We start from the raw sequence: 25962 nt of genomic DNA on the forward strand, positions 1-25962 counted from the left end.
ATCATCTCCTCTGCAGTTCCGGCGACATCAGCAGCAGCGCCAGCGCCTGCTGGCGCGATTCCGCGCGCTCGATGGTTTTGCGTGTTTCGGTTGACGCAGCATCGGCTGCAGCAAATTCCAGAAGATCAAGCGGATCGATGTTGGGTCCGAGCCGCGCACCCATCTGCGAAGCGATGTCGAGCCGGAGCTTCATGCCTTCGGGCGCGGCCCACGCGGCGCTCGTGTCCGGAAAACCGTTCGGTCCGGCCGGTGTCCACAAGGGCTGGCCGAGCAGGTTCAGATTGCCGAGATAACCGCCGGGATCTTCCGGCACGCGCGCAAGCAGCCGCCCGCTCGCGATCACGAAATCATAGGGCGAGCGCATCTTGGTCAGCGGCGCCTTCCAGGCTTCGTCGGAATCGACAATCGCCGTGGCAAGCGCCTTGAGGTCGCCATCGGTCCTGACGAAGACATCGCGCAACCGTGCCACCAATGCCTGAGGCGGATCGTCGGCCACGAAGTGACGGACGAGTTTGGTGGCGATGAAATTCGCGGTTGAGGGATGGCGCGCGATGTCGGCGAGTGCCGCCTCGCCCTGCGCCAGGCCAGTCGCTTCGTAGGTTTTGCCGAGCAGCAGCTGCGGCCCGGGCTGGTGTGCGTTGGCGTTGAAGGCGAACGAGCCGGGTGGCCCGAGCTGCCCCTGCCTTCCGGCAAAGGTCCATCCCGTGATGATCCGCGCCAGCGAGGTGACGTCCTCCTGCGTATAGCCGCCGCCGACACCGAGCGTATGCAGCTCCATGATCTCGCGCGCGAGGTTCTCGTTCAGCCCGCGCTTGCGGTTCTGGCCTGCGCGCGAATCCGGTCCGAGCGATTGCTGGTTGTCGAGGAAGAACAGCATCGCCGGATGCTGCTCGACCGCCTTGAGCATATCGGCAAAGCGCCCGAGCACGTGCGGACGGATCGCCTCGCGCTCGAACGCGCCGGCCCACATCCGCGCCAGCTCGCCCTTGTTCGCAGAGATGCAGAAATGATTGGACCAGAACACGACCAGACGCTCGGTGAAGCCACACTCGACCAGCGTCGCGCGCTGCAGGCGCGCCAGCGCTTCGGCGCGAAAGGTCTTCTGGATGACGTTGAGCGGCTGCGCCGGTTTTGCAGCAGCAGGCGCGGCGGCATTGGGCTGCATGCCGTCAGGCTTCATCGCACTGTCGGCCGGCTTCGCCTCGGCCATCTGGCCGGCGGCGATCTCGGTCGCGACCGTGTTCAGCGAGAGATTGCGACGCAGCTTCTGATCGGCCGGCGCCTGCGGCGGCGATTCAGCCGGCGCGCCGGCCTTTGCCGCCGCCTCGCGCGCCTGCTTGACCTGGTCCTGATAGGCGAACGCGGCTTGGCCTAGTTGCGGCGTCGATTGCAGGCCCGGCGCCTCCAGCAGCGCACCAAAGGGCCGCGCCAGTTCAGCCTTCACGAAGCCGCGCGGATCGGAGGCCGCATTGATGAGATCGCCGGAGGCCCCGCCGCGGGCGCCGAAGCCGAAGCGGTTCAGCGCGACGAGGGCGGCTTGCGAATCGCGGGCCATCGATTTGTCCTCCGCGCGGTGCCAACCGCTTCCCTGCTCTGTGCGCGGCGCCTAATATACCGCAGCCGGAGATGAACCCGACATGAAAATGACGGCAAAGCTTTTGCGTAAATCATGACAAATCCGAAAGAAATCACGCTCACGCCACCGGCTCCGCGCCGCCTCGCCTGTTCCCGCTGCGGCACCGAGTTCGGCTGCGACCTCTCGGGCAATTGCTGGTGCGCGGAGGAGACCGCGAAGCTGCCGATGCCGGTCAAGGGCGAGGATTGCCTATGCCGGGAGTGTTTGCGCAAGGCGGCGGCGGTATCGTAGGGTGCGCAAAGCGAAGCGTACCCACCACTTTCATTGCATGTGAAGAGATGGTGGGCACGGCGCTTTGCGCCTTTGCCCACCCTACGAAGCCTAGACCGGACACCCCGGCGACTTCCGCGCCATGCCGTCGAACGCATCGAGCAGCTTTTCGCGCCAGGCATAGACGGGATCATCGGCCTCGAGCAGCCTGAACGGGCTCACCACTCGCGCCCACTGAAAGCCGCCGAACACGATGTAGTCGGCATAGTTTGGCGCGCTGCCGCCGAGATAGGCCTGCGTCTTGAAGGTCTGCCGCATCACCTCCAGCGATTTGCGGAACGCGACGACTCCGGTGTCGCGGCTCGCCTGGACTTCCTCCAGGGGCTTGCCGAACCGCGCCTCGCGCGACTTGCGGAAATAGGCGGCATCGACATCGGCGAGATTCTTCGGAATGTCGGCGATGATCAGCGGAAAGATGCCGCCAATGATGGCGATGTCGCCCCACGCGTTCAGCATGCGCGCCATGGCGCGGCCGCCCTCGCCGCCGAACAGCGACGGGCGATCCGGAAAATGGTCTTCGAGATAATTCGCGATCGTCCAGGAATCGACCACCGGCTTGTCATCATGCAACAGCACCGGGACCTTCTCCGAGCCGTGAGGCGCGATCTCGCTCTTCTCGGTGAAGCGCCAGGGCAGCGATTCCGCCGTCAGCCCCTTATGCGCCAGCGCCATCCGCGTGCGCCAGCAGTAAGGGCTGAAGGGGCGCGAGGCGTCGGTGCCGACGAGTTCGAAAAGCTTGAGCGACATAGTGGGGTTCCGTCGTTGCGAGCGCAGCGAAACAATCCAGTCTGCCGCTGCGGAGACATTCTGGATTGCTTCGCTTGCGCTCGCAATGACGTTGTGGCGCTACCGCCCGTTGGTTCGCAGCAGTCTTTCGCCGTCTTCCGTCACCGCGATGATCAGCCCGATGCCGGGCAGCGTCTCGCGCGCGACGAAACCGCGATCGGCGGCGTCCTCCCAGATCGTGAGCCGCGGGCACGAGGTCTTCCACGTCGCGATCACCTCGGCATAGGCGCGCGGCTCGCGCGCGATCCATTCGACGAAGTCCAGCACCAGCGGATCGGCGGTTTCGCTCATTGCAAACCTCCCTTGTCGAAGGCCGCCAGCACCGGCGTGCGAACCAGCAGCCAGCCGCCATAGGCGATGTAGTAGCAGGCGATGGTGGAGATCAGCTTGTTCGACCAGGCCACGAACTGCTGGTCGGTCATGGCTTCGAGAATGCGCCGCGCCAGCGTGGTGCCGAGCATCGAGGCTGCGATCGCGACGCCCGCGAGCACGGGATCGAGCGTGGCGGCCTGGTCGATGACGCCGCCGAAATAGATCAGCTTGGTGAAGTGACTGACGAGCTGGCACATCGCCTTGGTCGCGACCTTCTCGCGCCGGCCGAAATCGCCGCCGAGAAAGAAGGTGTCAAGCAGCGGACCGGAGACGCCGGTCATCAGCATCAGGCCCATGCAGATCGTGCCGTAAACGCTACCCTGCCAGAGGCGATCCGGATCGGGCTTGATATTGGTCGGCAGCAACCGTGCCATGAACGGCGTGGCGCCGAGCATCAGCAGCGCCATCGGCTTGTCCGGCACGTAGCGGGTGAGCGACCAGGCCGCCAGCGCAATGGCGGCGCCGACCATGTAGTTCGCGACCGGCCGCCAGCGGATATGCGCGCGCCACAACAGGGCGCGCCAGCCATTCGAGGCCATTTGCGTGATCGCATGCAGCACCATCGCGGTCGGCAGCGGCATCAAGGCCAGCAGCACGCCGATCAGGATCAGCCCGCCCGCCATGCCGAACAGCCCCGACAGGAACGCGGTGGCGACCATCAGCAATCCAAGGGCAGCGATCATGATGGGCGTCACGAAGGGGTTCTCCTGTGGTGGGCGAGTAAGGGACGCAAGCTGTTCGTCTCCCTCGCCCCGCTTGCGGGGAGAGGGTGGGGTGAGGGGGAGTCTCCGCAAGGGAGCTGCCAGCTGGACTCGCGGAGAGTCCCCCTCACCCGGAATTTGCTCTCGCAAATTCCGGCCTCTCCCCGCAGGCGGGGAGAGGCGAAGGGCCCCGCCTCCGCCGCAACAAATCAGCATGAATTACGCTGATGTTTGTGCCTCGCTTGCCCCTGCTTCGCAAACTGAGTTATCTTGGCCTGGCATCAGCTTTCCTGAGGGTGTTTGCATTTGCGGCGGCTGCTCTTTCTCAACGGCATCAAGGCATTCGAGGCGGCGGCGCGGACCGGCAGCTTTGCCGCGGCCGGCGTCGAGCTGAGCGTGTCGGCGGCCGCCGTCAGCCGCATGGTACATCTGCTGGAAGAGCGGCTCGGCGTCGCACTGTTCGAGCGCAAGGCCAACAAGCTCGTGCTGACGCCGGCAGGCCGCGCCTATCAGAGCGGGCTGACGCCGATCTTCGATGCGCTTGCGAGCCTCACCGCGCAGGTCACGGCGCCCTCCGGCGTCCGCGTGCTCACGATCGGCGTCGGCCACACCTTTGCGATGCGCTGGCTGATCCCGCGGCTGTCGGAGTTTCGCAATGAGGAGCCCGACATCGAGGTGCGCTTCACCACCGGCGGCGCCGAGGTCGCATTCGGCGAGGACTGGAGCTGCGGCATCAAGCTCGGCACCGGCGACTGGCCGGGGCTGGTTGCCGAGCCGCTGTTCGCCGGCGACCTCACGCCGGTCTGCGTGCCCCGCCTCGCCGCCAGCCTGAAGCGCCCCGCCGATCTCAAGGGCCCGAGCCTGATCCGCGTCACGCATTCGCCGGAGGACTGGCCGCTCTGGCTCAAGGCCGCCGCCCTCCCCCGCATCAACGCGCGCGGGCCGGAGTTCCAGTTTTACGGCCAGGCGCTCCAGGCCGCCGTTGACGGGCTCGGCATCGCCATGGGCATCCGGCCCTATATCGACGACGACCTCGCCGCCGGACGCCTGATCGCGCCATTCGACCTCTCGGTGCCCAAGGGCATGCGCTGGTATCTGCTCTACCGCAGCTTTCAGACCGAGCAGCGCGACTTTGCCGCGTTCCGCCGCTGGATCATGCGGGCGGCGGCGGAACCCGCGGCCCGGCCGCGGCGGTCCGGGCGCGCCGCCGGACGGGGCTAGATTCTTGTTTTGACGCGTTTTCTTTACGCGAACCGGTATCCACTTCGCTCGAAAACGCTCTGGCCCATCACCCGTTCGGGTGAAAAAGCCGGCCGCTTGTGAACGGCTTCACATCTCGAAATCCGCAAACGTGGTCGTCTAACCCTCCGACAAGAGAGCATTTGGGGACTACCAATGACGACCCTTTACGACGGCTTTGACATCGAATCCTTCGAAGCTGGCAAGGGACTGTGGCACGCCCGGATCCGGCGCGCCGATTTCAGCCCGGTTGCCATCGACGGCGTGCTGTTTCCGGCCATGGAAGTCGGCTTCGCCTGGCCCGATCCCGACGCCGCGATCGCCGATGCCAAGCATCACATCGACCGTTTCCGCCGGCGTGCCGACGAGGGCGACGACGAATAGACCCAGCGAGACGGCAACAGGGCTGAGCGACAGCGTGGCGTAACAGGGGGGACACCGGTTCATGTCAGTCATCGACTTCGAAGGCGCGCCGCGGCCGCGGATTTATTCGCGCAAGGTGCTGGCGGTATGCCCGGAATGTGACGGCGATCTCACGGTGCTCCGTGTGATCGGCGGCCGCGCCGGGTGCGAGTACTGGACCATGCGCTGCGCCGATTGCGGCGGGATCCATCTCGACATCCTCGAGCCGCGCCTTCCGGTCGTGGACGGCGAAGGACCGCTGCCGGCGGCGTGAGGCGAAACCGCTGAACGATGGCCCTGCTGCCAACCTGCTGTCAGCAGCCTACGCACGGACGGGCATTCGCTCTTTTCTGAGGGGCGGACTCGTCCCATATTCGCGGCATGGCGAAGAAACCTGCTCCCCCAAAATCTCCTAAATCCAAAGCTCCGAACTCGAAGGCTCATCGGCCCGACGTGCAGCCGATCGGGCCGGCCCTGGCCGAATTGCTCAATCCCGCGATCAATCGCGGCGATGCCGGGCTTGGATCCGGCACCGGCCTGCAGCCGCCGCCGGACAATTCGCGCGACCGTCGCGCCGGAGGCGAGGCCGCCGCGCATCGGGCGCGCGCCTCGACGCCCAAAGACCTTCAAAAGCAGTTTCCGCAGGACATCGCGTCGGGCAGCGCGACTCGTGGTTTACCCCCCTCCCCAACCAAGGGGGGAGGGAGCGGAGAGGCCGATGCGTTTGAAGAGGCGCCGCAGGCCAATTACGGAACCGCGGCCACGATCCCGACGCTCGATCCGGAACTGGCCCGCCAGCTCGGCCTTCCCACGGAGGAGGACGACGCCGAGGCGCTGGCGCGCCCGCCGCGCAACAAGATGGAGGCGCTCGGCGTCAAGGCGACCGCGGAAGCGCTGGAATCGCTGATCCGCGAGGGCCGGCCGGAGTTCCGCAGGGATGACGGCTCCACCAAAGTGTGGACCCCGCACCGGCCGCCGCGGCCGGAAAAGTCCGAAGGCGGCGTGCGCTTCGAGATCAAGTCCGACTACGAGCCGCGCGGCGACCAGCCGACCGCGATCGCGGAGCTGGTCGAAGGCATCCAGCGCAACGACCGTTCGCAGGTGCTGCTCGGCGTTACCGGTTCGGGCAAGACCTACACCATGGCCAAGGTGATCGAGGCGACGCAGCGGCCCGCCATCATCCTGGCGCCGAACAAGACGCTCGCCGCCCAGCTCTATGGCGAGTTCAAGAGCTTCTTCCCCGACAACGCGGTCGAGTATTTCGTCTCGTATTACGACTACTACCAGCCGGAAGCGTATGTCCCGCGCACCGACACCTACATCGAGAAGGACTCGTCGATCAACGAGCAGATCGACCGCATGCGCCACTCGGCGACGCGCGCGCTGCTCGAACGCGACGATGTCATCATCGTCGCGTCGGTGTCCTGCATCTACGGTATCGGCTCCGTCGAGACCTACACCGCGATGACCTTTGCGCTGAAGAAGGGCGAGCGCATCGACCAGCGCCAGCTCATCGCCGATCTCGTCGCGCTTCAGTACAAGCGCACCCAGGCCGATTTCACCCGCGGCACGTTTCGCGTGCGCGGCGACGTCATCGACATCTTCCCGGCGCACTATGAGGACCGGGCCTGGCGCGTGAACCTGTTCGGCGACACCATCGAGAACATCGAGGAGTTCGATCCGCTCACCGGCCACAAGCAGGACGAGCTCGAATTCATCAAGATGTACGCCAACTCGCACTATGTGACGCCGCGCCCGACCTTGGTGCAGGCGATCAAGTCGATCAAGTCCGAGCTGAAGCAGCGGCTCGACCAGCTGCACGACCAGGGACGCCTGCTGGAAGCGCAGCGGCTGGAGCAGCGCACCACCTTCGACCTCGAGATGATGGAGGCGACGGGAAGCTGCGCCGGCATCGAGAACTATTCGCGCTATCTCACCGGCCGCCTGCCAGGCGAGCCGCCGCCGACGCTGTTCGAATACGTCCCCGACAATGCGCTGGTGTTCGCCGACGAAAGCCACGTCACGGTCCCGCAGATCGGCGGCATGTTCCGCGGCGACTTCCGCCGCAAGGCGACGCTGGCCGAATACGGCTTCCGCCTGCCCTCCTGCATGGACAACCGCCCGCTGCGCTTCGAGGAATGGGACATGATGCGGCCGCAGACGGTCGCGGTGTCGGCCACGCCCAGCGCCTGGGAGATCAACGAGAGCGGCGGCGTGTTCGTCGAGCAGGTGATCCGCCCGACCGGGCTGATTGATCCGCCCGTCAACATCCGCCCCGCCCGCACCCAGGTCGACGATCTCGTCGGCGAGGTCCGCGCCACGGCGCAGGCCGGCTATCGCTCGCTGATCACGGTGTTGACCAAGCGCATGGCGGAGGACCTCACCGAATATCTGCATGAGCAGGGCATTCGCGTGCGCTACATGCACAGCGATATCGACACCATCGAGCGCATCGAGATCATCCGCGATTTGCGGCTTGGCGCGTTCGACGCGCTGGTCGGCATCAACCTCTTGCGCGAAGGCCTCGACATTCCCGAATGCGCGCTGGTCGCGATCCTCGACGCCGACAAGGAAGGTTTTTTGCGCAGCGAAACATCCTTGATTCAGACCATCGGCCGCGCCGCGCGCAACGTCGACGGCAAGGTGATCCTCTACGCCGACCAGATGACGGGCTCGATGGAGCGCGCCATCGCCGAAACCGACCGCCGCCGCGAGAAGCAGGTCGAGTACAACACGGCGCATGGCATCACGCCGGAGAGCATCAAGAAGTCGATCGGCGACATCATGAACAGCGTCTACGAGCGCGATCATGTGCTGGTCGAGATCGGCGGCCACGACATGACCGACGACGTCATCTCGATCGGCCACAATTTCGAAGCCGTGCTCGCCGATCTGGAAACCCGGATGCGCGAAGCCGCCGCCGATCTGAACTTCGAGGAAGCCGCGCGCCTGCGCGACGAAGTCAAGCGCCTGCGCGCCACCGAACTCGCCGTCGTCGACGACCCCACCGTCAAGCAGCGCGCCGTCGCCGGCAAGGCCGGCGCCTATGCCGGAGCGAAGAAATACGGCGACGCCGCCAACTTGCCGGTCAGCGCGATGAAGAAGAAAACTGTTTCCGCTGCACTCAAGGCCAGCAGCGGTGCCTCCTCCCCCTCTGCCCGTTCTTCACGGGGAGAGGGTCGGGGTGAGGGGCAGTCCACGGGTGGTGCCGGTGGTGGCTCGAGAGTCCACAAGCCGCATCTCGACGAGATGCACGGCCCGGAGTCGCTACCCTATCGGGCGGAGCGTGCACTGCCGGCGAAGCCGTTCGGCAGCGAGAGCCGGATCATCCAGCCGACGGATTCACGGCAGTCTGGGCCGGAGTTCGGGCCGGCGCCGAAGTCGACGGGCGGGATGCCGGGGCACAGGGGTGGGTGGAAGAAAAGGTAGGGGTGATCTACGGCTCGGATGATCGATAAAGATAGCATCAAGCATCGGCGCGATGGCGCGATTTTCGCGACATTGGGCATTGAAGCTAAAGATAGAATCGTTGCGATGATTCCGCGGCGAGATGGGCTGTATGCTATCAGTTTGGACAAAACCATTCGCGTGAATTTGCCGAATGATCTCGATCCGGAGATGGAGCACGATGACGCTCCCATCGCGCAAACCTTAGTGGCGAGTAAGGGATCACGAAATCCCATAATCGCGCGGACGATTCTACAGGCTGAAGACTTCTTGCGATTTATTCCAAACGAGGAACGACAACGCCGAGTTCGGGATATTGCATGGGAAGTGATGACGTCGCTCTTGGCAATTTCGAGTCAGATCACTGGACTCCGATCCGCGATTGATTCAAAACGAGACGAAATTCTGCCTGACTATTCGCTCTACGCTCTCGGTCCTTCTCCACCGCCCGCGCCGATAGTGGAGAGTCTAGAAATCGACTTTCGGTCCGTGGTTTTGCTCGCAAACCACACGCTGAACTCAATCTCAGAGCTGTTTCCCGTGTTCTTTGAACAAGATTTCAAGAGGGGCAAGTTTGACCGTATCCCGCGATGGGCATCGCGCACCTTTGGAGAGGCCGACCCGCTTTCACGAATGCTTCGAGCTGACGAAATTTGGATAAACGCCTGGGGAGAAGTCCGAAACGCCTTCGAGCATCCGAAAGAGAATTATTTTGTGAGGGTCAACAATTTCCGGCTTTTGGCAAATCGCGAAATTCAACTCCCAACATGGCAATTAAGGAACGACAAGCTCGATCTATTTAGACCTCAGGCGCTCATTGATACCTTGGGCCTCCTGGAACAGAACATTCTAGGCTTGTTTGAGAACTTGTTGGTTGCTCTGACTGAGAAGGTCTTGGTCTCTTCGTTGGCAATTGGCTTGATCGACAAAGGGGAGGATGATCGCGATCCGGACTGCCCTAAGAGGTACGAGCTTGTGTCCGTTTTGCAGCCAAACGATATCGAAGCATGAAGCTGGGCTTCGAGGAAATCCAGTCCGCCTACACAAGCGGTTCACAAAGCGCCCGAGCCTGGACCGAGGCATGGGTCAGGGCCTGGGCTTATTGCCCTCACTGCGGCAGCGCAAAGATGTCGCAGTTTCCGAACAATAGCCCCGTCGCTGATTTTCTCTGCGACACTTGTAATGAGGAGTTTGAGCTCAAGAGCCAGAGGGGGAAGTTCGGACCAAAGGTATCGGACGGCGCTTACAAGACGAAATGCGAGCGGCTCGCGGCGAGCAACAATCCGAATCTCCTGCTGATGAATTACGACCGCATGTCGCTTGCGGTCGTGAATCTCTTCATCGTGCCTAAGCACTTCTTCGTGCCGGACATCATTCAGGAACGAAAGCCACTCGCGGCTACCGCCCGGCGCGCCGGCTGGGTCGGCTCCAACATTCTGCTGAGCAAGGTGCCGGAGTCCGGCAAAATCCATATCGTTCAGAACGGCGTAATCCGGTCGAAAGAACTGGTACTTGAAGAATGGCAGAAGACGCTCTTTCTGCGAAGCAAGTCTCTGGAGGCGCGGGGCTGGTTGCTGGATGTGCTGAAATGCGTGGAGTCGTTGGGCAAGCGTGAGTTCACACTGGAGGAGGCCTATGCCTTCGACCTGCATCTCGGCGATCTTTATCCCGGCAACCAGAACGTCAGGCCAAAGATACGTCAACAGCTTCAGTATCTACGGGATCGTGGATTTATCGAGTTCGTTTCTCGCGGGAGCTACCGTTTGAGATCGTGAGGTTCGATATGGCTTGGTTTCTGAATTTCTATCGATGCGGTCGGTGCAGGAGGATATGGACAGATGAATGGTCATGCACCTGCGACGACGAATGCCCCCGCTGCGGCTTCCGCGACATGACGCCATTCAATAGCGAGGATTTGACCGAGCTCATTGTGGAAGAGGGCGGCAAATTCGCTGTGCTCCGCTCGTCCGACGAGGCCGAGGACGATCCCGATTATGAGGAGTTGGGTCGCTTTCCGACGCGAGATGCGGCGAAGGAATTCTTAGGCGATCACCAGCCCGATTGAGCTGGCATTTGGTGTAGTCACCTGCACAGCTCTCCAATCCGCTGCCGTTCGTGGTCATGGATTCCGGGCTCGCCGCTTTGCGGCGCCCCGGAATGACGGTGGGTTACAGCTTGCCCTGCCCGCTCGCCTGGCTCTGCTGTTGCTGCTGCCTCTCCTGCTCCTTCGCATGGTGCCTGCCGTAGAGGCAGCCGGCGGCGGCGCCGAGGACGCCGTGGTGACCGGCATAATGGCCGGCGACGCCGCCGACGACGGCGCCCTTGATGCAGCCCTTGGCGTCGGCGGCGGAGGTTGCGCCCAGCATGAGGAGCGCGGCAGCGATGGCGATGAGGGGGGATTTCATGAGCGATGTCTCCGGATGCGGTGTCGGCGTCTCAACTGACGTGGCGGGTTCGGGTTCCCGACACGAGGACTGACCCGACTCCCGGTAAAATTACGGGGTTCTATTGTAAATCTCACAATGTGCGCTCAATTGTGCATTGCAAAATCGTGATTTGCATTTTCGCAGATCAAGTCTATTTTGTTCGTACACGAATGAATTGAGCAGCCGCCTCGCACCTTACTGTGCATGGGGTTGTTTTCCGTTTTTCTGCAAGCCAGTTTCAGGACGCCCCAAAATGACAGAGCACAGCCTCTGGCGTTTCTCGCGTGCGTTGCACCGCGCGATCAACGACCGGCATTTCGAGGACATCAAGGCCCTGATCGACGAGGACGTCGAGTGGGCGATCTATGGCCCGATCGACATGTTTCCGTTCCTCGGCGCGCGCCACGGCAAGGCGGCCGTGCTCCAGGTCATCCGCCAGCTCGCCGACAATTTCCACGTCCGCCGCTTCGAGCGCGAGAGCATCATGCTGGGCGTCGATTCCGCCTCTTCGATGCTGCGCTATTCGCTGACCGCGCTGGATTCCGACAAGCCGATCAGCTTGCGCGTGGCGCAGTTCGCCCAGTTCAGGGCGGACCGGCTCATCAGCATGCGCGTGCTGGTCGACACTTTTGACCTGGTCGAGCAGGCACTCGGCCGCGCCATTCATCTGCCGAAGATGACCGGCGTCGGCTGAGGGAGACACCAACGGGCTCCGCAAATGCGGGACCGATCGATTGATGCTCCCGCGACGCATTCCGGCCTCCAGCCCCGCCGGACGCCCTCGTGGAGATGCTCGTCATCGGGCGCGCGCGTCTTGTGCGCGGCCCGTTGGTTCGGCATTCTTGGCGCCACAATTCTCTGCGCCACAATTCTCTGTGCCACAATTCTTGGCGCCACAATTTTGCGACGATAGCGCCGCATCCTGTGCGCGAACTGGGCTCGCGGGCAAGGTCATGGAATTCTCGACAGGTTTTGGCTGGATCCGGCTGCCGCTGGCGGCCGCGTTCATTTTCGGCTCGGTTCTGACAGCCCCGGCACAGATCATCGCGCCCTTCTCCCCTGCCCCCGCCGCGACCGCGCCAGACGAGGAGGCCGACGCCGCCGAGACCGCCGATGTCAACGACCCCGACGTGCTCAAAGGTATCGACGTCGACAAGCTCGACTGGAGCCAGCTCGCCATCGACGCCGGCACGCTCAACGACCTCACCGCCGCCAAGAAGCGCGCACAGGCCGCCGCCAATAACGGCATCAACTGGTCGAGCAATGCCAATGCGAACGGCTCCTCGGCCGTGACCGTGAAGCAGTCGGTGTCCTCATTCTGGGACACCCGGATCGGCGCCGACATGACGGTGGCGAAAGAGCCGACCACGATGTCGGAGCTGATGGCGCAGAAGGCCGCGAATGGCGGCAACCTGCCGCAATCCTCCGGCAGCGCCTGGGCCACCGCGACCGCGCCGGGGGCGGGTCCGGTCTGGGACAAGACCGCGGTCGAAGCCCGCGTCGATCCCGGCGCCGAGCAGAGCAAGCTTGGGGCGTCGCTGACCAAATCGGTGCCGCTGTCGAGCGATTATTCGCTGACGCTCCAGAACGGCTACAGCGTCAACCAGCAAGGCACCACGGCACTGCCCGGCGTCGGCGGCCACATCACCCGCAATTACGAGACTGACCAGTCCGCCAAGGTCACGATCGTCGACACCGGTACCAGCATCACCGCCGGCCAGACCATGTCGACCACCGACGACAAATGGCTGCGCAAGTTCGGCGCCGAGCAGAAGCTGTTCGACAACGTCACCGTCTCCGGTTCGGTCGGCGAGACCTCGCAAGGCGCGATCAACAAGAGCCTGACCGCGGGCTTCAAGAAGAGCTGGTGAGCCATCTTTAGAATCCCGTAACCATACGCCACGGCAAAACCCCCGAATGGTCCGCCCTTGCCGCATCTCGGCCCCGTTGCGGTCAAAATCGGACGCCCTCATGCACCGGCCTGACACCCATCGTCGTGCGGGGGACACTCGCGCTGCGCTCAACGCGAACAGGGGAATAACGATGAACGCCATGCGTCCGGAAAAGACCGAGACCACCGAGACCGAGACGGTCGACACCAACCTCGCCGCCGTGACGGAAGTCGAAGCCGGCATCCGCGATTTCGTCCGCAACGACATCGCCTATCTGCGCCGGCCGGCCGCGACCACCACCGACGCGCCGCCGCTCGATCCGAGCGCGGAAGCCACCGTCACCAACGTCAACTCGCTGATCCAGCGCGTCGCCGGCACCTCGCTTGCCGAGATCGAGAATCTGATCTCCGAACTCGAGAGCCTGCGCGACCTGCTTCATGCCGAAGGCCAACGCGTCCAGCGCGAGATCTCGGGCTACGCCCAGCTCAGCCAGGCCGCGATGAAGTCGACCCGCATGATTGCCGACAACGTCTCCCAGTGGAAACGCGCCGCCGACGGCCTGCGCAACAGCTGATCGCAGCACCAGTCATCACAGCCGCCGCGTTCCGGACGGGACGCGGCGGTTTTGATTCAGGGGTGCCGCTCTCGTGCCCCGGACGCGATGCGGCACGCAGTGACGCGTCGCAGAGCCGGGGCCCACGTTAATACGGAACGCGCGTTACGATGGGTCCCGGCTCTGCGCAGCAGCGCTAAGGCGCTGCTGCGCGTCCGGGACACGAGAGTGCGCTATTGAACCCTCCCCGCCCTCGCACCGACCAATGCCAAGCGCCCGCAGCCTTTGCGGCCGGGCCCGGGGATATTTTCAGATGGAAAGCATTCGGCCCGAAAACACGGACCCGATACCGCTGCGGCCCGCGCCGAACCAGTTCGGGACCATCATGCTGCGCTTTGTCGGATTGCTAGCGGTTGCGATCGCGATATTGGCGTTCGTCTATAGCCGCTGAGGGCGGAGGCCGTGTCGCGGCACCGCGCGGAGGCCACTTCGTGGCCCCGCGAAAGTTAACCAGCTCTTAACGGCTCGCGTCGATGCTCGAGGCTTCCAGGGTGTAGGCGCCGTCGGCATAGCCCTTCACCACCATGCCGGCAACCAGCATCACGGCCAGTGTCGCGGTCGCGAAGATAAATCCAACCAGCTTGAGTGCGCCGCGGTCTGCCATCGTGCTCGTCCCCTGTACCCCGCCCAGTTCGTTCAAATAGACAGCGACAGGTTCATAATTGGTTAGCAACTCGATGGTTCCGGTAACTGCTTCGCAAGGACCGGCCATCTCGCCGAGGCTTATGGCAGCAGCCCAGAATCGCGTCCATAGCGCGCGGGCAACACTCGCGAGCCGATTTCGGCCGTTCATCCTGGAACTGGTCTAACCGCCCTGCCGCATCGGCACGAAGGCGCTGGCGGTGATGGAATAGACCTCTTCGCCACGCTGGTTGGTGCCGGTGGTGCAGGCGGTCAGGATGCCCCAGCCTGGGCGCGAGGCGGAGGTGCGCTTGTCGATGACGACGTTGGAATAGCTGATGGTGTCGCCGGCCAGCACCGGCTTGATCCAGCGCAGGTCGCGAAAGCCTGGTGACGGCCCCCACACCGCGACCTCCTCGCCACGCGCTGCGGCTTCACGCGCCAGGCGCTGGCCATCGGCGACAAGCAGGCTCATGCAGGCCGAGCCGACATGCCAGCCCGACGCCGCAAGCCCACCGAACAGCGAGTTCTTGCCTTCCTCCTCGTCGAGATGGAAGCGCTGCGGATCGAATTTCGCCGCGAACGTCTTGATGGACTCCGCCGTGAAAGTGTAGGCGCCGATGTCGCGGCGATGGCCGATATCGATCTCCTCGAAGAATGGCATCAGACCGCTCCCGCGCGCCGCTCGATCAGGATCGGCGAGGTCATCTCGCACAGGGCTTCGCCCCTGCCGTTGCGCATCGTGCATTTGAACTTGACGATGCCGAGATTCGGCCTGCTCTTCGAGGTCCGGGCTTCCACGACGTCGACATCGAGCATGAGGTCGTCGCCGGGCCTCAAAGGAGACAGCCAGCGCACCTCGTCGACGCCGGGCGATCCGAGCGAGGCGGCGCGGGTGATGAAACCGTCGGCCATCATCCGCATCATCAGCGAGCAGAGGTGCCAGCCCGAGCCGGACAGGCCGCGCAGCATGCTTTTGCTGGCGGCCTCTTCGTCCAGATGCATCGGTTGCGGATCGAACTCGGCGGCGAAAGCCAGGATCTCGTCGCGGGTGACATGGCGCGGGCCGAACGTTCCATACCGGCCGGTCGGGAAATCTTCGAAGGTCAGGGTCATCTTGGGAAAGCTTTGCGGGAATGACAGATTGTGGCCGCACTTTGCGGCAATCTCAACCCGCCGGCCCGCATGGCTCGTGCTACATTCGGCGAGTCGGGCCGGACCTGCCTCATTGTCGGATTGACGCAGTCGGGGGCGCCATTTGCCCGGGGGAGAGAGATGTTTTCATTCAGCGACCTGTTTCAATGGGACCGCTTCATCACGCCGACGATCATCAAGACCTTCTACTGGCTGGTGATTGGCGTGATCTGCCTGTTCGGACTCTCCGGAATCTTTGCTGGTCTCACCGCGATGGCGATCAGTCCGTTCGCCGGCTTCCTGGTCGTGCTGGAGTCGATCGCGGGCGTCGTCGTCGGAATCGTGTTCTCGCGCATCGCCGCGGAACTGATCCTGATCGTGTTCCGCATCAACGAGCATCTCGGCGCGATCCGGGACCAGGGCGGCGGGGTGCGGTGAGGCTCTCGTGTCCCGGACGCGGCGCGGCATGAAATGACGCGACGCAGTGCCGGGACCCATGCATCCGCAATCAAGATTCCTGGGCCCCGGCTCTGCAGCGCACCGCAAGAGCGCTGCGCAGCGTCCGGGGCACGAAACCTGCGCTAAGTATTAAACCGGAAATGCATCACGTCGCCATCGGCGACAACGTATTCCTTGCCTTCGAGCCGCAGCTTGCCGGCATCGCGGGCGCCGGCTTCACCGTTCAGCGCGACGTAATCCTCATACGCAATCGTCTCGGCGCGGATGAAGCCCTTCTCGAAATCGGTGTGGATCACACCGGCAGCGCCCGGCGCCTTGGTGCCGCGATAGATGGTCCAGGCGCGCGCTTCCTTCGGTCCCACCGTGAAATAGGTGATGAGGTCGAGCAGCGTGTAGCCGGCGCGGATCAGGCGATCGAGCCCGGCCTCTTCGAGACCCAGCGTCTCCAGGAAGTCGGCGCGCTCGTCACGCGAGATCGTGGCGATCTCGGATTCGATCTTGGCAGAGATGACGACGGCGACCGCGCCCTCTTTCGCCGCCTGCTCTTCGACCGCCTTGGAGAAGGCGTTGCCTGTCGCGGCAGAGCCTTCCTCGACGTTGCAGACGTAGAGGACCGGCTTCGACGACAGCAGGCCGAGCATCCCGAAGGCGCGCTCCTCCTCAGCCTTGCGCTCGACGAGGCGCGCGGGCTTGCCTTCGCGCAGCAGCACCAGCGTGCGGTTGACGAGGTCGAGCTGCTCCTTGGCGTCCTTGTCGTTGCCCTTGGCTTTCTTGGTGAGGTTGTCGACGCGCTTCTCGAGGCTGTCGAGATCGGCGAGCATCAGCTCGGTCTCGATGGTCTCGATGTCGGCGAGCGGCGCGATCTTGCCCTCGACATGGGTGATGTCGGAATCTTCAAAGCAACGCACGACATGCGCGATGGCGTCGACCTCGCGGATGTTGGCGAGAAACTGGTTACCGAGGCCTTCGCCCTTGGAGGCGCCGCGCACCAGGCCGGCGATGTCGACGAAGGTCAGCCGGGTCGGAATGATCTGCGCCGATTTTGAGATCGCCGACAGCTTGTCGAGCCGCGGATCCGGCACGGCGACCTCGCCGACATTCGGCTCGATGGTGCAGAACGGATAGTTCGCGGCCTGCGCCGCGGCCGTCTCGGTCAGCGCATTGAACAAGGTCGACTTGCCGACATTGGGCAATCCGACGATCCCGCATTTGAATCCCACGAGCGTTATTCCTTGCCGTTCTCGTCCTTGGTCAAAAATCCCTTCGCCTGCATCGCGAGATGCACCCTGTTGGCGAAGGTCGCGTCCGTGCCCTTGACGATCAGTGCGGCATGCTCGGCCACCGCGTCGCAGAGCGTCGTCACCCAGTCGTTGTCGGCCTTGGCGAAGTCCGACAGCACATGGCCGTGCACCATGTCCTTGACGCCGGGATGACCGATGCCGAGCCTGACACGGCGATACTCGTTGCCGATATGGGCGGAGATCGAGCGCAGGCCGTTATGTCCGGCAATGCCGCCGCCGATCTTCACCCGCACCTTGCCCGGCGGCAGTTCGATCTCGTCGTGAAACACCGTGGTGTCGCCCGGCGCGATCTTGAAGAAGCTCGCCGCCTCCTGAACGCTGCGGCCGGACTCGTTCATATAGGTCGTCGGCTTGAGCAGGATCACGCGCTCGGTGCCGAGCGTGCCTTCCGAGGTCTCACCCTGAAAACGACGGCGCCATGGTGCGAAACCATGACGCCGCGCAATCTCGTCGACGGCCATGAAGCCGATATTGTGCCGGTTACGTGCGTATTTCGCGCCGGGATTGCCGAGCCCAACAAAGAGTCGCATGACGCGGCACGCCCCTCGCTCGGCGCGCGATCAGAGACCGCGCGCCAGCTATGAGAGATTACTTCTTCTTGTCGCCGCCGGCGGGAGCCTTGGCAGCGGCCGCCGGAGCAGCAGCACCCGCAGCCGGAGCAGCACCTGCCGCCGGAGCAGCTGCACCAGCCGCCGGAGCCGCGCCACCAGCAGCAGCCGCAGCCGCGGCCTTCTGCTCTTCGGCGTAGCCGGACGGCGGCACGATGGTGACGAGGGTCGCGTCCTCGCGGGTCAGCGCCTTGACGCCGGCCGGCAGCTTGATGTCTGCCAGATGCAGCGAGTGACCGATTTCGAGCGAGCCGACATCGGCCTCGATGTATTGCGGGATGCTCTCTACGCCGCATTCGAGCTCGATCGCATGGGCGACGATGTTGACGGCGCCGCCGCGCTTCACGCCGGGCGAGCCTTCCGCCTTCACCACGTGCAGAGGCACGCTGATGCGGATGGTGGCGCCTTCGCCGAGCCGCATGAAGTCGACATGGATCGGGAAATCCTTGACCGGATCGAGGTGATAATCGCGCGGAATCACGCGGTGCTTCTGGCCCTCGAGGTCGATGTCGACCAGCGTGGTCAGGAACCGGCCGGCGAGGATGCGCTGGCGCAGTTCGCGATCGTCAACCGAGATCGGGAGCGGGGGCTGCTTGTTGCCATAGATCACTCCGGGCACTTTCCCGGCGCGACGCTCAGCCCGGGCGGCCCCCTTGCCGCTCTTCGGACGTGCGGTCGCCTTCAATTCCTTGACGGTCGTCGCCATAGTCTAAGTCCTTGTTTTTGCAAAAGTTAATGGGCCGCAGCGCGGCCCATGGCATCGTTCGCAGCAAGCCTCCAGGGGTGCGGGGGCCACGAACTGCCGGGCTTTTACCCGGAAGATGCAGAAATGACAAGGAGAATGGGCTGCCCGCCCGGGTTCCCACCCTCCAGGGGAGGTAAGCGACCTCACCCGCCGAGCTTGGCCTCCAGCACCGCGATACGCGCCTTCAGGGCCTCGTTCTCCTCACGAGCGAGGCGGGCCATATCCTTGACCGCCTCGAACTCCTCGCGCTTGACCAGATCCATGTCGCGCAGGAATTTTTCGGCCTGATTGCGCAGCACCGTATCGAACTCCCGCTTGGCGCCCTGAGCAGCTCCGGCGGCGTCGTTCATCAAGCGGCCGATCTCGTCGAAAAACCGGTTGGTGGTCTGGGTCATGTCGGTCTCCTGATCGGTCTCTTGGCGGCCTGCGATAAACTTTGCGCGAACGGCGGATAAGACAATGGCAATCCGCGGAGGCCGGTTCAAGGGCCGCGCGGCGGTATCCTTGTCATGCCCCGGTTTCCTTGCAATCGTATTCAACGTCCCTGCATAACAAGAATCACAAAGCGGAACGCAAGACATGATCGAGCAGCAGATCGCAATTCCCACCAGGGACGGCCACACCGCGACCTTCATCGTTCATCCCGAGCGCGCCGGACCGTTCCCTGTCATCCTGTTCTACATGGACGCGCCGGCGATCCGCGAAGAGCTGCGCGACATGGCGCGCCGGCTCGCGACATCGGGCTATTACGTGATGCTGCCGAACCTCTATTACCGCTCCGGCGTGATGGAGCTCGGCGCGCTGCCGGCCGATCCGAACGCACCGGAGCGCAAGCGCATGTTCGCGCTGATGGGCTCGCTCACGATTCCCATGATCATGGACGACACGCGCGCGCTGCTCACCTATGCCGAGGGCCAGACGGCCGCGAACACTGAGATCATCGGCACCGTCGGCTACTGCATGAGCGGCCGTTATGCCGTCAACGCCGCCACGCATTTCCCCGATCGCGTCAAGGCGGCCGCCTCGGTCTACGGCACGCAGCTCGCGACCGATCAGGACGACAGCCCGCATCTCGCCGCGAGCAAGACCAAGGCCGAGCTCTATTTCGCCTGCGCCGAGACCGACATCTACGCGCCGACCGAGATCATCGAGAGGGTCAAGCAGGGCATGAGCGGCGCGAAAGCCGAGGTCGAGATCTATCCCGGCACCCATCACGGCTTCGCCTTTCCCAAGCGCCCGGTCTATGACCGCGACGCCGCCGAGCGGCATTGGGAGCGCCTGCTGGCGCTCTATCGCCGCAATCTCGTCCAGTCATAGAAGGCACGATGCCCTTTCTGCTCATCGACTTTCCGTCCTTTAACCCGATCGCGGTCGCGATCGGGCCGTTCGCGATCCGCTGGTACGCGCTGGCCTATATCGGCGGCATCGTCATCGGCTGGCTCTATGCGCGCTCGCTGCTGAAGAACGAGCGGCTGTGGGACGGCCCCGCGCCGATGTCGCTGGTGCAGATCGACGACTTCATTCTGTGGGTCACGCTCGGCATCATCCTGGGCGGCCGCACCGGTTACGTGCTGTTCTACAATTTGCCCTTCTTCATCGATCATCCGGCCGCGATCTTCCGGCTGTGGGAGGGCGGCATGTCCTTCCATGGCGGCTTCCTTGGCTGCGTCGTCGCGGTGATGTGGTTTGCCTATCGCAACGGCATCTCGATCCTGTCGCTCGGCGACATCACCACCGCGGTCGCTCCCGTAGGGCTTCTGCTCGGGCGTATCGCCAATTTCATCAACGGCGAATTATGGGGCCGCGCCACCGATGCGAGCCTGCCCTGGGCGATGATTTTTCCCCACGATCCGACCCACCTGCCCCGCCATCCGAGCCAGATCTATGAAGCCGGCATGGAGGGCATCCTGCTGTTCACCGTGCTCGCGATCATGATCCGCTTCGGCGCGCTGAAACGGCCGGGTATGATCCTCGGCAGCTTCATCCTAATCTATGGGCTGACGCGGATCGCCGGCGAGCATTTTCGCGAACCGGACGAGCAGCTCGGCTTCCTCTGGGGCGGGTTAACCATGGGTATGCTGCTGTCGATCCCGATGCTTATCGTCGGAGGTATACTTATTGTATGGGCTGTCAGGCGCGGTGCGCCGAAGGCGCTCGATCCCGTTCGTTAATTCATTTCGAGAAGACAGATCGTGACCGAACAGCCATTGCTCAACGAGATCAAGGCGCTGATCAAATCCTCAGGCCCCATGCCGGTCTGGCGATACATGGAAACGTGCCTGATGCATCCGCGCCACGGATATTATGTCTCGCGCGATCCATTGGGACGAGAGGGCGACTTCACCACCGCGCCCGAAGTCAGCCAGATGTTCGGCGAATTGCTGGGATTGTGGTCCGCCTCGGTCTGGAAGCAGATGGGCTCGCCGCAACTCCTGCGGCTGATCGAGATCGGCCCCGGCCGCGGCACCATGATGGCGGACGCGCTGCGCGCACTGCGCGTGCTGCCGCCGCTCTATCAAGGGCTGAGCATTCATCTGGTCGAGGTCAATCCGGTTCTGCGCGAGCGGCAGAGTGCGACATTGTCGGGCGTGCGCAACAATATCGCCTGGCACGACAGCATCGATGACGTGCCTGAGGGACCGAGCATCATCCTCGCCAACGAATATTTCGACGTATTGCCGATCCACCAGATGGTGAAGCGCGAGACCGGCTGGCACGAGCGTGTGGTCGAGATCGACCCCAACGGCAAGCTTCAGTTCGACGCGGCCGCCGAGCCGACGCCACGATTCGACGTGCTGCTGCCGCCCCTGGTGCGTGCGGCGCCGGTCGGCGCGGTGTTCGAATGGCGGCCCGATACCGAGATCATGAAGCTCGCCACGCGCGTGCGCGACCAGGATGGCGCGGCGCTGATCATCGATTACGGCCATCTGCGCAGCGATGCCGGCGACACTTTTCAGGCCATCGCACGTCACTCCTTCACCGATCCCCTGAAGGCGCCGGGCCAGGCCGACCTCACCGCCCATGTCGACTTCCAGGCGCTCGCACGCGCGGCCGAGGACGTCGGCGCTCGCGTGCACGGGCCGGTGACGCAAGGCGATTTCCTCAAGCGTGTCGGCATCGACACCCGCGCAGCCGCGCTGATGCAGAAGGCGACGCCGGAGGTGGCGACCGACATTTCCGTGGCACTGAAGCGGCTGACCGACACCGGGCGTGGCGGCATGGGCGCGATGTTCAAGGTGCTCGGCATCTCCGAGCCGCGACTGACGGGCCTTGCGGGTCTCAGCAATCTCGAACAGGCCGGAGGCCATTGATGACCCTCACCTCGTCGCTGCTGTCGGCGGTGCCCGGCCTGCGCCATTCCTTCTTCACGCGTGAAGGCGGCGTCTCAAACGGCATCTATGCCGCGCTGAACGGCGGGCTCGGCTCCAGCGACGATCAGGCCCTAGTCGCAGAGAACCGCCGCCGCATGGCCGAGCATGTCGGCGTTGCGCCGGAGCGCTTCCTCAGCCTGCATCAGATCCATTCGCCCGACGTCCTCGTCGCCGACGCGCCCTGGCCAAGCGGCCCGCGGCCGAAGGGGGATGCACTGGTGACCAAAACACCCGGCATCGCGCTCGGCGTCTCCACCGCCGATTGCGGCCCCGTGCTGTTCGTCGATCCCAATGCGCGGGTGATCGGCGGCGCGCATGCCGGCTGGAAGGGTGCGCTCACGGGCGTGCTGGAATCCACGATTCTGGCGATGGAAAAGCTCGGCGCCACCCGCAACCGCATCATCGCCGCGATCGGGCCCTTGATCCGGCAGGACAGTTACGAGGTCGGCAACGAGTTCGTCGCGCGCTTCCTCGATGCGGATGCGGACAACGCCGTGTTCTTCATCCCGTCGGTGCGCGAGGGCCACGCGATGTTCGACCTCGCCGGCTTCATCCGTAGGCGTTTGGAAGCCGCCGGCATTTTGATGATCGACGATCTTGGCCTGGACACGTATGCGGACGAGCGCTTCTTCAGCTATCGCCGTTCAGTTCATCGCAAGGAGCCGGACTACGGCCGCCACATTCACGCGATCGCGCTGGAGGGGTGACGGCCAACAACTGGTTGTACCCTCTGGATAAATTATATACACTTAATAGTTGCATCGAGATACTAGAGTTTTTTGCCAGTTTTTGGATTAGCCGACATATGTCTTTGCCCGCCGACAAGGCGCCAGACGCCCGCGAGTTTTTGAAGCTCGTCGAGGCGTGGAAGCGAACAATCGCGTCGCTCGGAACGACGATTGCGAGCGCTAGTGGATCGTTCATCAAAATTCCTGAACCCGCAAATCAAATCGTCGCGTTCATTATCGCCGGTGCAGGCCTTCTGATCTCGTTCCTGATATATCGTCGTGATGCCCGCCAGCAGGCAGCGGCGAAACAGAAAAAGGTCGAGACATCGACAGCCGCGGGGGCCTTCCGAGGGTTGCGGCGCTTCCTGAGGGGCGATGAACTGCCAGGATCCGTACGCCGCATTCAAGCAACACAACTCACCCGTCAAATCGAACGCGCGGGCTTCAAGATTGCTCTGGTTACCGGTGACAGCGGAGTGGGCAAGAGTTCACTGCTCGAATGCGCGCTGGTCAAGAAGCTTGAAGAATCGGGGTACTCGGTCGCAATGATATCCAACTCGGGCGAGTTGGGTTTGTCTCACACCACCACGCCCGATCACTCGCTCAGAATTGAAGATGCGATCGCCGAGATCAGCGACAGGATTTCCAACTCTCGACAGGACAAGAAGAAGCCGACCGTCGTCATTCTGGATCAATTCGAAGAGCTTCTGTCGCGGTTTCGAAATGCAAACGACCGAAAGCTTCTCAGCGACAAGCTCTGGAAAATCGTCGGCGAAGGCAATCGGATTATTATCGGCATCCGGAAAGAATATCTTATCGACTTCAAGAGCATCTCGCGCGGCCCCGATCATATCGTTTCATTCGAAGACACGTTCCTCGTGGAGAACCTCGAAACGAATGAGGCAGAAGAGATCATTCAGGAGTGTGCCAGGCAAGATCATCTTGAGTTCGATTTGGACTTACCGGAATTGATCGCGAACGATCTCGCGATCGAGGGGAAGGTGAGGCCAGCCGACCTGCAGATCGTATGCACCGCCCTGTCGGGGGACCTCACCGTCGAGCGTTATCGCAGTGCCGGCCGGGCCGCCGGGCTGCGCTCGAAATTCGTGAAGGGCGTCATCGACATTACTGGCGACGCAGTTTTGGCGCGGGCGGTGTTGCGTCAATTATGCGACATCCCGAACAACAAGAAAGCCGAACCCGCGCGCGCCGAGGAAATCGTCGAGAAGGCAAAAGCCGGAGCGGCCGGAGAGCGCGCGACCTTGGACGCGATCAACTCCATTCTGCGCGAGCTGGAACAAGCACGCGTCCTGACAAGAATCGATAAGAACATCGACGACCTTCGATGGTCTCTTATTCACGACTATCTGGTCGAACCGATCAAGATCGCAACTGAAGAGCAGAACACGCGCAGCGAGACTGCGACCGCTCGTCTCGATTACTTCGTGACAAGAGCGAAGACCTCGGGCGGCGTCATTCCCCGGCCCGACCTGCATCTCATTCGCCGAGACGCACCTCCGGCCGCGCTACATCAGCCGGACGCCCGGAGACTCATTCGCCGCAGCCTGATCGTGGGATACGGAGTCCCGGTGGCTGCAATAGTCGGAGCGACCTTTCTCGGCGTCGTGGTCGTCATTGCGACAACTACCACGCGGGTTTGGCAGATCGTCGACGAAAACAATCATTTCGACAAATCGACGGCAACAGCAGACTCCTTCCGCTATGTCAGAACGACGACCGCCAATGTTGCGGCACGGCCAGGCAAGCGAACCGTTCTGGTCTCGGGTACAGGGATGGAAAGCAGCAGGGTCACTGCCTGGGATTTCGAGACAGGTGCCTTTCTCGGCGCAGCTTTCGGATTTGTTGTCGAAGACTCGATCTGGAACTACGATCCGCCTGCAGGCCGTTTGACCCGCCTCAACATCGACGGAACCCAAAGTCTCGGCATCACAACCCCGCAAGAGGGCCGGCCGAACAAAACAACGAAAATCTCATCCGTCAAAGGGCCGTTCGTGAATTTCGAGACGTTCGAGACGTTCGCGGTGCTCTTCGACACGAAGAGCAGCAAGTGGGTTTCGATAGACCATGACAACGTGTCTCCTAGCCGTTCGGTCGATACGGAGCGGAGCGATTCTGCGCTCTTGACCGCCGTAACCGGTCAGGACAACGAAACGTCGCGAGTGACTTTGTGGACGACAGGCTTCGGTCAGCAACTGCTAGATCAGAGATATCAAGGCCCGGTGCGAGATACGCGCCTCATCGAGCTCGGAGCACGTACCATTCTGTCGTTCGCTCGCGAGAGAAGTCTAGGTACGATAGCCATTGATCATGTGGCGGGAGAAAACGGATCTGCTGCAAGATTCTCTGTCGGTGAAACAAGAGAGACCCCTCTGCCAGCTGACATGCCCATGAGATTGCTGAACCAACCTGCCGAATCAAGCGCGCAGACGATTGTGCTCGGTGACCGCATCATCTTTCCCGACTCTTCGCCGACGCGCACAATCTTCTGGATTTTCAACTGCCGAACCCTGCAATTCGAACCGCCGGAAATCGCAGCACAAACGGCCCACATTGAGGGGGCTATGGAGGGCTACGCATGGATGCCCGAAGATAGCAAAGGCTTGGCGAGGATCTGGCTTGAACAAGACAACGTGCCTCGTCGCATCGAGGGATTGCAAATTCGTTTCAACGATCGAATCCTGATCTCGAGAGATCGACGCCGGCTCGTTATCATATCCAAAGAGGGCGGCGTCGATCTATGGAGCATCGATCTTGACGAGCGGAAAGCCCGGATACTCGCGCACGTCGACGGGATCGACAACAGCGACTGGCTATTCAGCGAAGACGATCATCTCGTGATGCGGCGCCGGCCGGGCGGAGTTCACGAACTATGGGGAGAGAACGGCACCTCACTCGGACAATTGGGACCCCTGGGCAGCCAAGTCCAGACGTCGTCATATCAGGCTGACTGCAGGGAGACTTTCGTGTGGACAACGGAAGGCCAGCGCCTGGAGTTCAGGAGAGGATTCAACGTACCTTTGGTCGGATTTGTCCCCGAGCGAGACTGCCCCCTCAAATTATCCAGCTTGCAAGTCAGCCTGGCGAAGATGTTCGCGTACGTGGTGCACTGACGATCGTGGCGTCGAAGAAAGATGCGGCCGGGTTCTCGGTACGTTCAACTTTCCCCTGCAAGCGGCGAGTCCTGGAATGC

General features: G+C 63.0%; 30 protein-coding genes. 18 read left to right on the top strand and 12 right to left on the bottom strand.

Features of this window, described 5'->3' with window-relative positions; all coding sequences use genetic code 11:
• Position 1: 1 nt before the first annotated feature.
• A complete protein-coding gene (locus tag ABID59_RS03015; protein WP_354082392.1) occupies positions 2-1555 on the bottom strand; it encodes a DUF1800 domain-containing protein in 1554 nt (517 codons plus the stop codon).
• Between the two features lie 114 nt (positions 1556-1669).
• On the opposite strand from ABID59_RS03015, the gene ABID59_RS03020 reads away from it, so the two are divergent.
• Positions 1670-1867 carry a cysteine-rich CWC family protein gene (locus ABID59_RS03020; RefSeq protein WP_354082393.1) on the top strand — a complete coding sequence of 66 codons (198 nt, stop codon included), beginning with the start codon at positions 1670-1672 and terminating at the stop codon, positions 1865-1867.
• 90 nt (positions 1868-1957) lie between these two features.
• Here the strand turns inward: ABID59_RS03020 and ABID59_RS03025 are convergent, their stop codons facing one another.
• The 3 genes from ABID59_RS03025 to ABID59_RS03035 all read right to left on the bottom strand — a co-directional run bounded on the left by ABID59_RS03025 (position 1958) and on the right by ABID59_RS03035 (position 3759).
• Complete coding sequence (locus tag ABID59_RS03025) at positions 1958-2653, bottom strand: glutathione S-transferase family protein (protein ID WP_354082394.1); 696 nt, start codon at positions 2651-2653, stop codon at positions 1958-1960.
• 99 nt (positions 2654-2752) lie between these two features.
• Positions 2753-2983: a hypothetical protein gene (locus tag ABID59_RS03030; protein ID WP_148751146.1), complete on the bottom strand. Its 231-nt coding sequence runs from the start codon at positions 2981-2983 to the stop codon at positions 2753-2755.
• A complete protein-coding gene (locus ABID59_RS03035; protein WP_354033009.1) occupies positions 2980-3759 on the bottom strand; it encodes a TSUP family transporter in 780 nt (259 codons plus the stop codon). The genes ABID59_RS03030 and ABID59_RS03035 overlap by 4 nt, the downstream gene beginning before the upstream one ends.
• Before the next feature lie 312 nt (positions 3760-4071).
• Between ABID59_RS03035 and ABID59_RS03040 the strand changes: the two genes are divergently transcribed.
• The 7 genes from ABID59_RS03040 to ABID59_RS03070 all read left to right on the top strand — a co-directional run bounded on the left by ABID59_RS03040 (position 4072) and on the right by ABID59_RS03070 (position 10918).
• On the top strand, positions 4072-4986 hold the full coding sequence (locus ABID59_RS03040; RefSeq protein ID WP_354082395.1) for a LysR substrate-binding domain-containing protein: 915 nt from the start codon (positions 4072-4074) through the stop codon (positions 4984-4986).
• A 174-nt stretch (positions 4987-5160) separates the two neighbouring features.
• Positions 5161-5388 carry a hypothetical protein gene (locus tag ABID59_RS03045; protein WP_148751143.1) on the top strand — a complete coding sequence of 76 codons (228 nt, stop codon included), beginning with the start codon at positions 5161-5163 and terminating at the stop codon, positions 5386-5388.
• A gap of 61 nt (positions 5389-5449) precedes the next feature.
• Positions 5450-5680 carry a hypothetical protein gene (locus ABID59_RS03050; protein WP_354082396.1) on the top strand — a complete coding sequence of 77 codons (231 nt, stop codon included), beginning with the start codon at positions 5450-5452 and terminating at the stop codon, positions 5678-5680.
• Positions 5681-5787: 107 nt separating this feature from the next.
• Positions 5788-8835: an excinuclease ABC subunit UvrB gene (gene uvrB, locus ABID59_RS03055; RefSeq protein ID WP_354082397.1), complete on the top strand. Its 3048-nt coding sequence runs from the start codon at positions 5788-5790 to the stop codon at positions 8833-8835.
• Positions 8836-8853: 18 nt separating this feature from the next.
• The gene (locus tag ABID59_RS03060) at positions 8854-9864 is read left to right on the top strand and encodes a hypothetical protein (protein ID WP_354082398.1); all 1011 of its coding nucleotides are present in this window, start codon (positions 8854-8856) and stop codon (positions 9862-9864) included.
• Complete coding sequence (locus ABID59_RS03065; protein WP_354082399.1) at positions 9861-10628, top strand: DpnI domain-containing protein; 768 nt, start codon at positions 9861-9863, stop codon at positions 10626-10628. Before ABID59_RS03060 ends, ABID59_RS03065 begins: the two co-directional genes overlap by 4 nt.
• 8 nt (positions 10629-10636) lie before the next feature.
• Positions 10637-10918: a hypothetical protein gene (locus tag ABID59_RS03070; protein WP_354082400.1), complete on the top strand. Its 282-nt coding sequence runs from the start codon at positions 10637-10639 to the stop codon at positions 10916-10918.
• Positions 10919-11021: 103 nt separating this feature from the next.
• On the opposite strand, the gene ABID59_RS03075 is transcribed toward ABID59_RS03070, so the two are convergent.
• Complete coding sequence (locus ABID59_RS03075) at positions 11022-11258, bottom strand: hypothetical protein (protein WP_354082401.1); 237 nt, start codon at positions 11256-11258, stop codon at positions 11022-11024.
• A 274-nt stretch (positions 11259-11532) separates the two neighbouring features.
• Between ABID59_RS03075 and ABID59_RS03080 the strand changes: the two genes are divergently transcribed.
• The 4 genes from ABID59_RS03080 to ABID59_RS03095 all read left to right on the top strand — a co-directional run bounded on the left by ABID59_RS03080 (position 11533) and on the right by ABID59_RS03095 (position 14175).
• Entirely contained in the window at positions 11533-11973 is a 441-nt protein-coding gene (locus tag ABID59_RS03080; RefSeq protein ID WP_354082402.1) for a nuclear transport factor 2 family protein, read from the top strand.
• 259 nt (positions 11974-12232) lie between these two features.
• Positions 12233-13150 (top strand): hypothetical protein, encoded by a 918-nt coding sequence (locus ABID59_RS03085; protein WP_354082403.1) that lies wholly within the window; start codon positions 12233-12235, stop codon positions 13148-13150.
• Positions 13151-13322: 172 nt separating this feature from the next.
• Positions 13323-13745 (top strand): hypothetical protein, encoded by a 423-nt coding sequence (locus tag ABID59_RS03090; protein WP_354033002.1) that lies wholly within the window; start codon positions 13323-13325, stop codon positions 13743-13745.
• Between the two features lie 292 nt (positions 13746-14037).
• Entirely contained in the window at positions 14038-14175 is a 138-nt protein-coding gene (locus ABID59_RS03095) for a hypothetical protein (RefSeq protein WP_187434827.1), read from the top strand.
• 66 nt (positions 14176-14241) lie between these two features.
• Here ABID59_RS03095 and ABID59_RS03100 read toward each other — a convergent pair whose 3' ends face one another.
• The 3 genes from ABID59_RS03100 to ABID59_RS03110 form a co-directional block, all read right to left on the bottom strand.
• On the bottom strand, positions 14242-14388 hold the full coding sequence (locus ABID59_RS03100) for a hypothetical protein (RefSeq protein ID WP_314951336.1): 147 nt from the start codon (positions 14386-14388) through the stop codon (positions 14242-14244).
• 201 nt (positions 14389-14589) lie between these two features.
• The gene (locus tag ABID59_RS03105; protein ID WP_354082404.1) at positions 14590-15069 is read right to left on the bottom strand and encodes a MaoC family dehydratase; all 480 of its coding nucleotides are present in this window, start codon (positions 15067-15069) and stop codon (positions 14590-14592) included.
• Positions 15069-15521: a MaoC family dehydratase gene (locus ABID59_RS03110; protein WP_148751135.1), complete on the bottom strand. Its 453-nt coding sequence runs from the start codon at positions 15519-15521 to the stop codon at positions 15069-15071. Before ABID59_RS03110 ends, ABID59_RS03105 begins: the two co-directional genes overlap by 1 nt.
• A gap of 159 nt (positions 15522-15680) precedes the next feature.
• Here ABID59_RS03110 and ABID59_RS03115 point away from each other — a divergent pair, with 159 nt between their 5' ends.
• Entirely contained in the window at positions 15681-15977 is a 297-nt protein-coding gene (locus ABID59_RS03115; RefSeq protein WP_045003742.1) for a DUF4282 domain-containing protein, read from the top strand.
• 143 nt (positions 15978-16120) lie between these two features.
• On the opposite strand, the gene ychF is transcribed toward ABID59_RS03115, so the two are convergent.
• The 4 genes from ychF to ABID59_RS03135 form a co-directional block, all read right to left on the bottom strand.
• Positions 16121-17218, bottom strand: a complete 1098-nt coding sequence (gene ychF / locus ABID59_RS03120; protein WP_354082405.1) for a redox-regulated ATPase YchF — start codon at positions 17216-17218, stop codon at positions 16121-16123.
• 5 nt (positions 17219-17223) lie between these two features.
• A complete protein-coding gene (gene pth / locus ABID59_RS03125; RefSeq protein ID WP_354082406.1) occupies positions 17224-17829 on the bottom strand; it encodes an aminoacyl-tRNA hydrolase in 606 nt (201 codons plus the stop codon).
• Positions 17830-17887: 58 nt separating this feature from the next.
• Complete coding sequence (locus ABID59_RS03130) at positions 17888-18613, bottom strand: 50S ribosomal protein L25/general stress protein Ctc (RefSeq protein ID WP_354082407.1); 726 nt, start codon at positions 18611-18613, stop codon at positions 17888-17890.
• 182 nt (positions 18614-18795) lie between these two features.
• Entirely contained in the window at positions 18796-19047 is a 252-nt protein-coding gene (locus tag ABID59_RS03135) for an accessory factor UbiK family protein (protein ID WP_354082408.1), read from the bottom strand.
• A gap of 184 nt (positions 19048-19231) precedes the next feature.
• Between ABID59_RS03135 and ABID59_RS03140 the strand changes: the two genes are divergently transcribed.
• The 5 genes from ABID59_RS03140 to ABID59_RS03160 all read left to right on the top strand — a co-directional run bounded on the left by ABID59_RS03140 (position 19232) and on the right by ABID59_RS03160 (position 25882).
• Complete coding sequence (locus tag ABID59_RS03140; RefSeq protein WP_148751131.1) at positions 19232-19969, top strand: dienelactone hydrolase family protein; 738 nt, start codon at positions 19232-19234, stop codon at positions 19967-19969.
• A gap of 8 nt (positions 19970-19977) precedes the next feature.
• Entirely contained in the window at positions 19978-20823 is an 846-nt protein-coding gene (lgt, locus tag ABID59_RS03145; RefSeq protein WP_354082409.1) for a prolipoprotein diacylglyceryl transferase, read from the top strand.
• 21 nt (positions 20824-20844) lie between these two features.
• Positions 20845-21963, top strand: coding sequence for a class I SAM-dependent methyltransferase (locus ABID59_RS03150; RefSeq protein ID WP_354082410.1), 1119 nt, complete (start codon positions 20845-20847; stop codon positions 21961-21963).
• Positions 21963-22730: a peptidoglycan editing factor PgeF gene (gene pgeF, locus ABID59_RS03155; RefSeq protein ID WP_354082411.1), complete on the top strand. Its 768-nt coding sequence runs from the start codon at positions 21963-21965 to the stop codon at positions 22728-22730. Before ABID59_RS03150 ends, pgeF begins: the two co-directional genes overlap by 1 nt.
• A gap of 98 nt (positions 22731-22828) precedes the next feature.
• The gene (locus ABID59_RS03160) at positions 22829-25882 is read left to right on the top strand and encodes an ATP-binding protein (protein ID WP_354082412.1); all 3054 of its coding nucleotides are present in this window, start codon (positions 22829-22831) and stop codon (positions 25880-25882) included.
• Positions 25883-25962 lie beyond the last annotated feature (80 nt).

Source organism: Bradyrhizobium sp. S3.3.6, assembly GCF_040546905.1.
Lineage (GTDB): Bacteria > Pseudomonadota > Alphaproteobacteria > Rhizobiales > Xanthobacteraceae > Bradyrhizobium > Bradyrhizobium cytisi.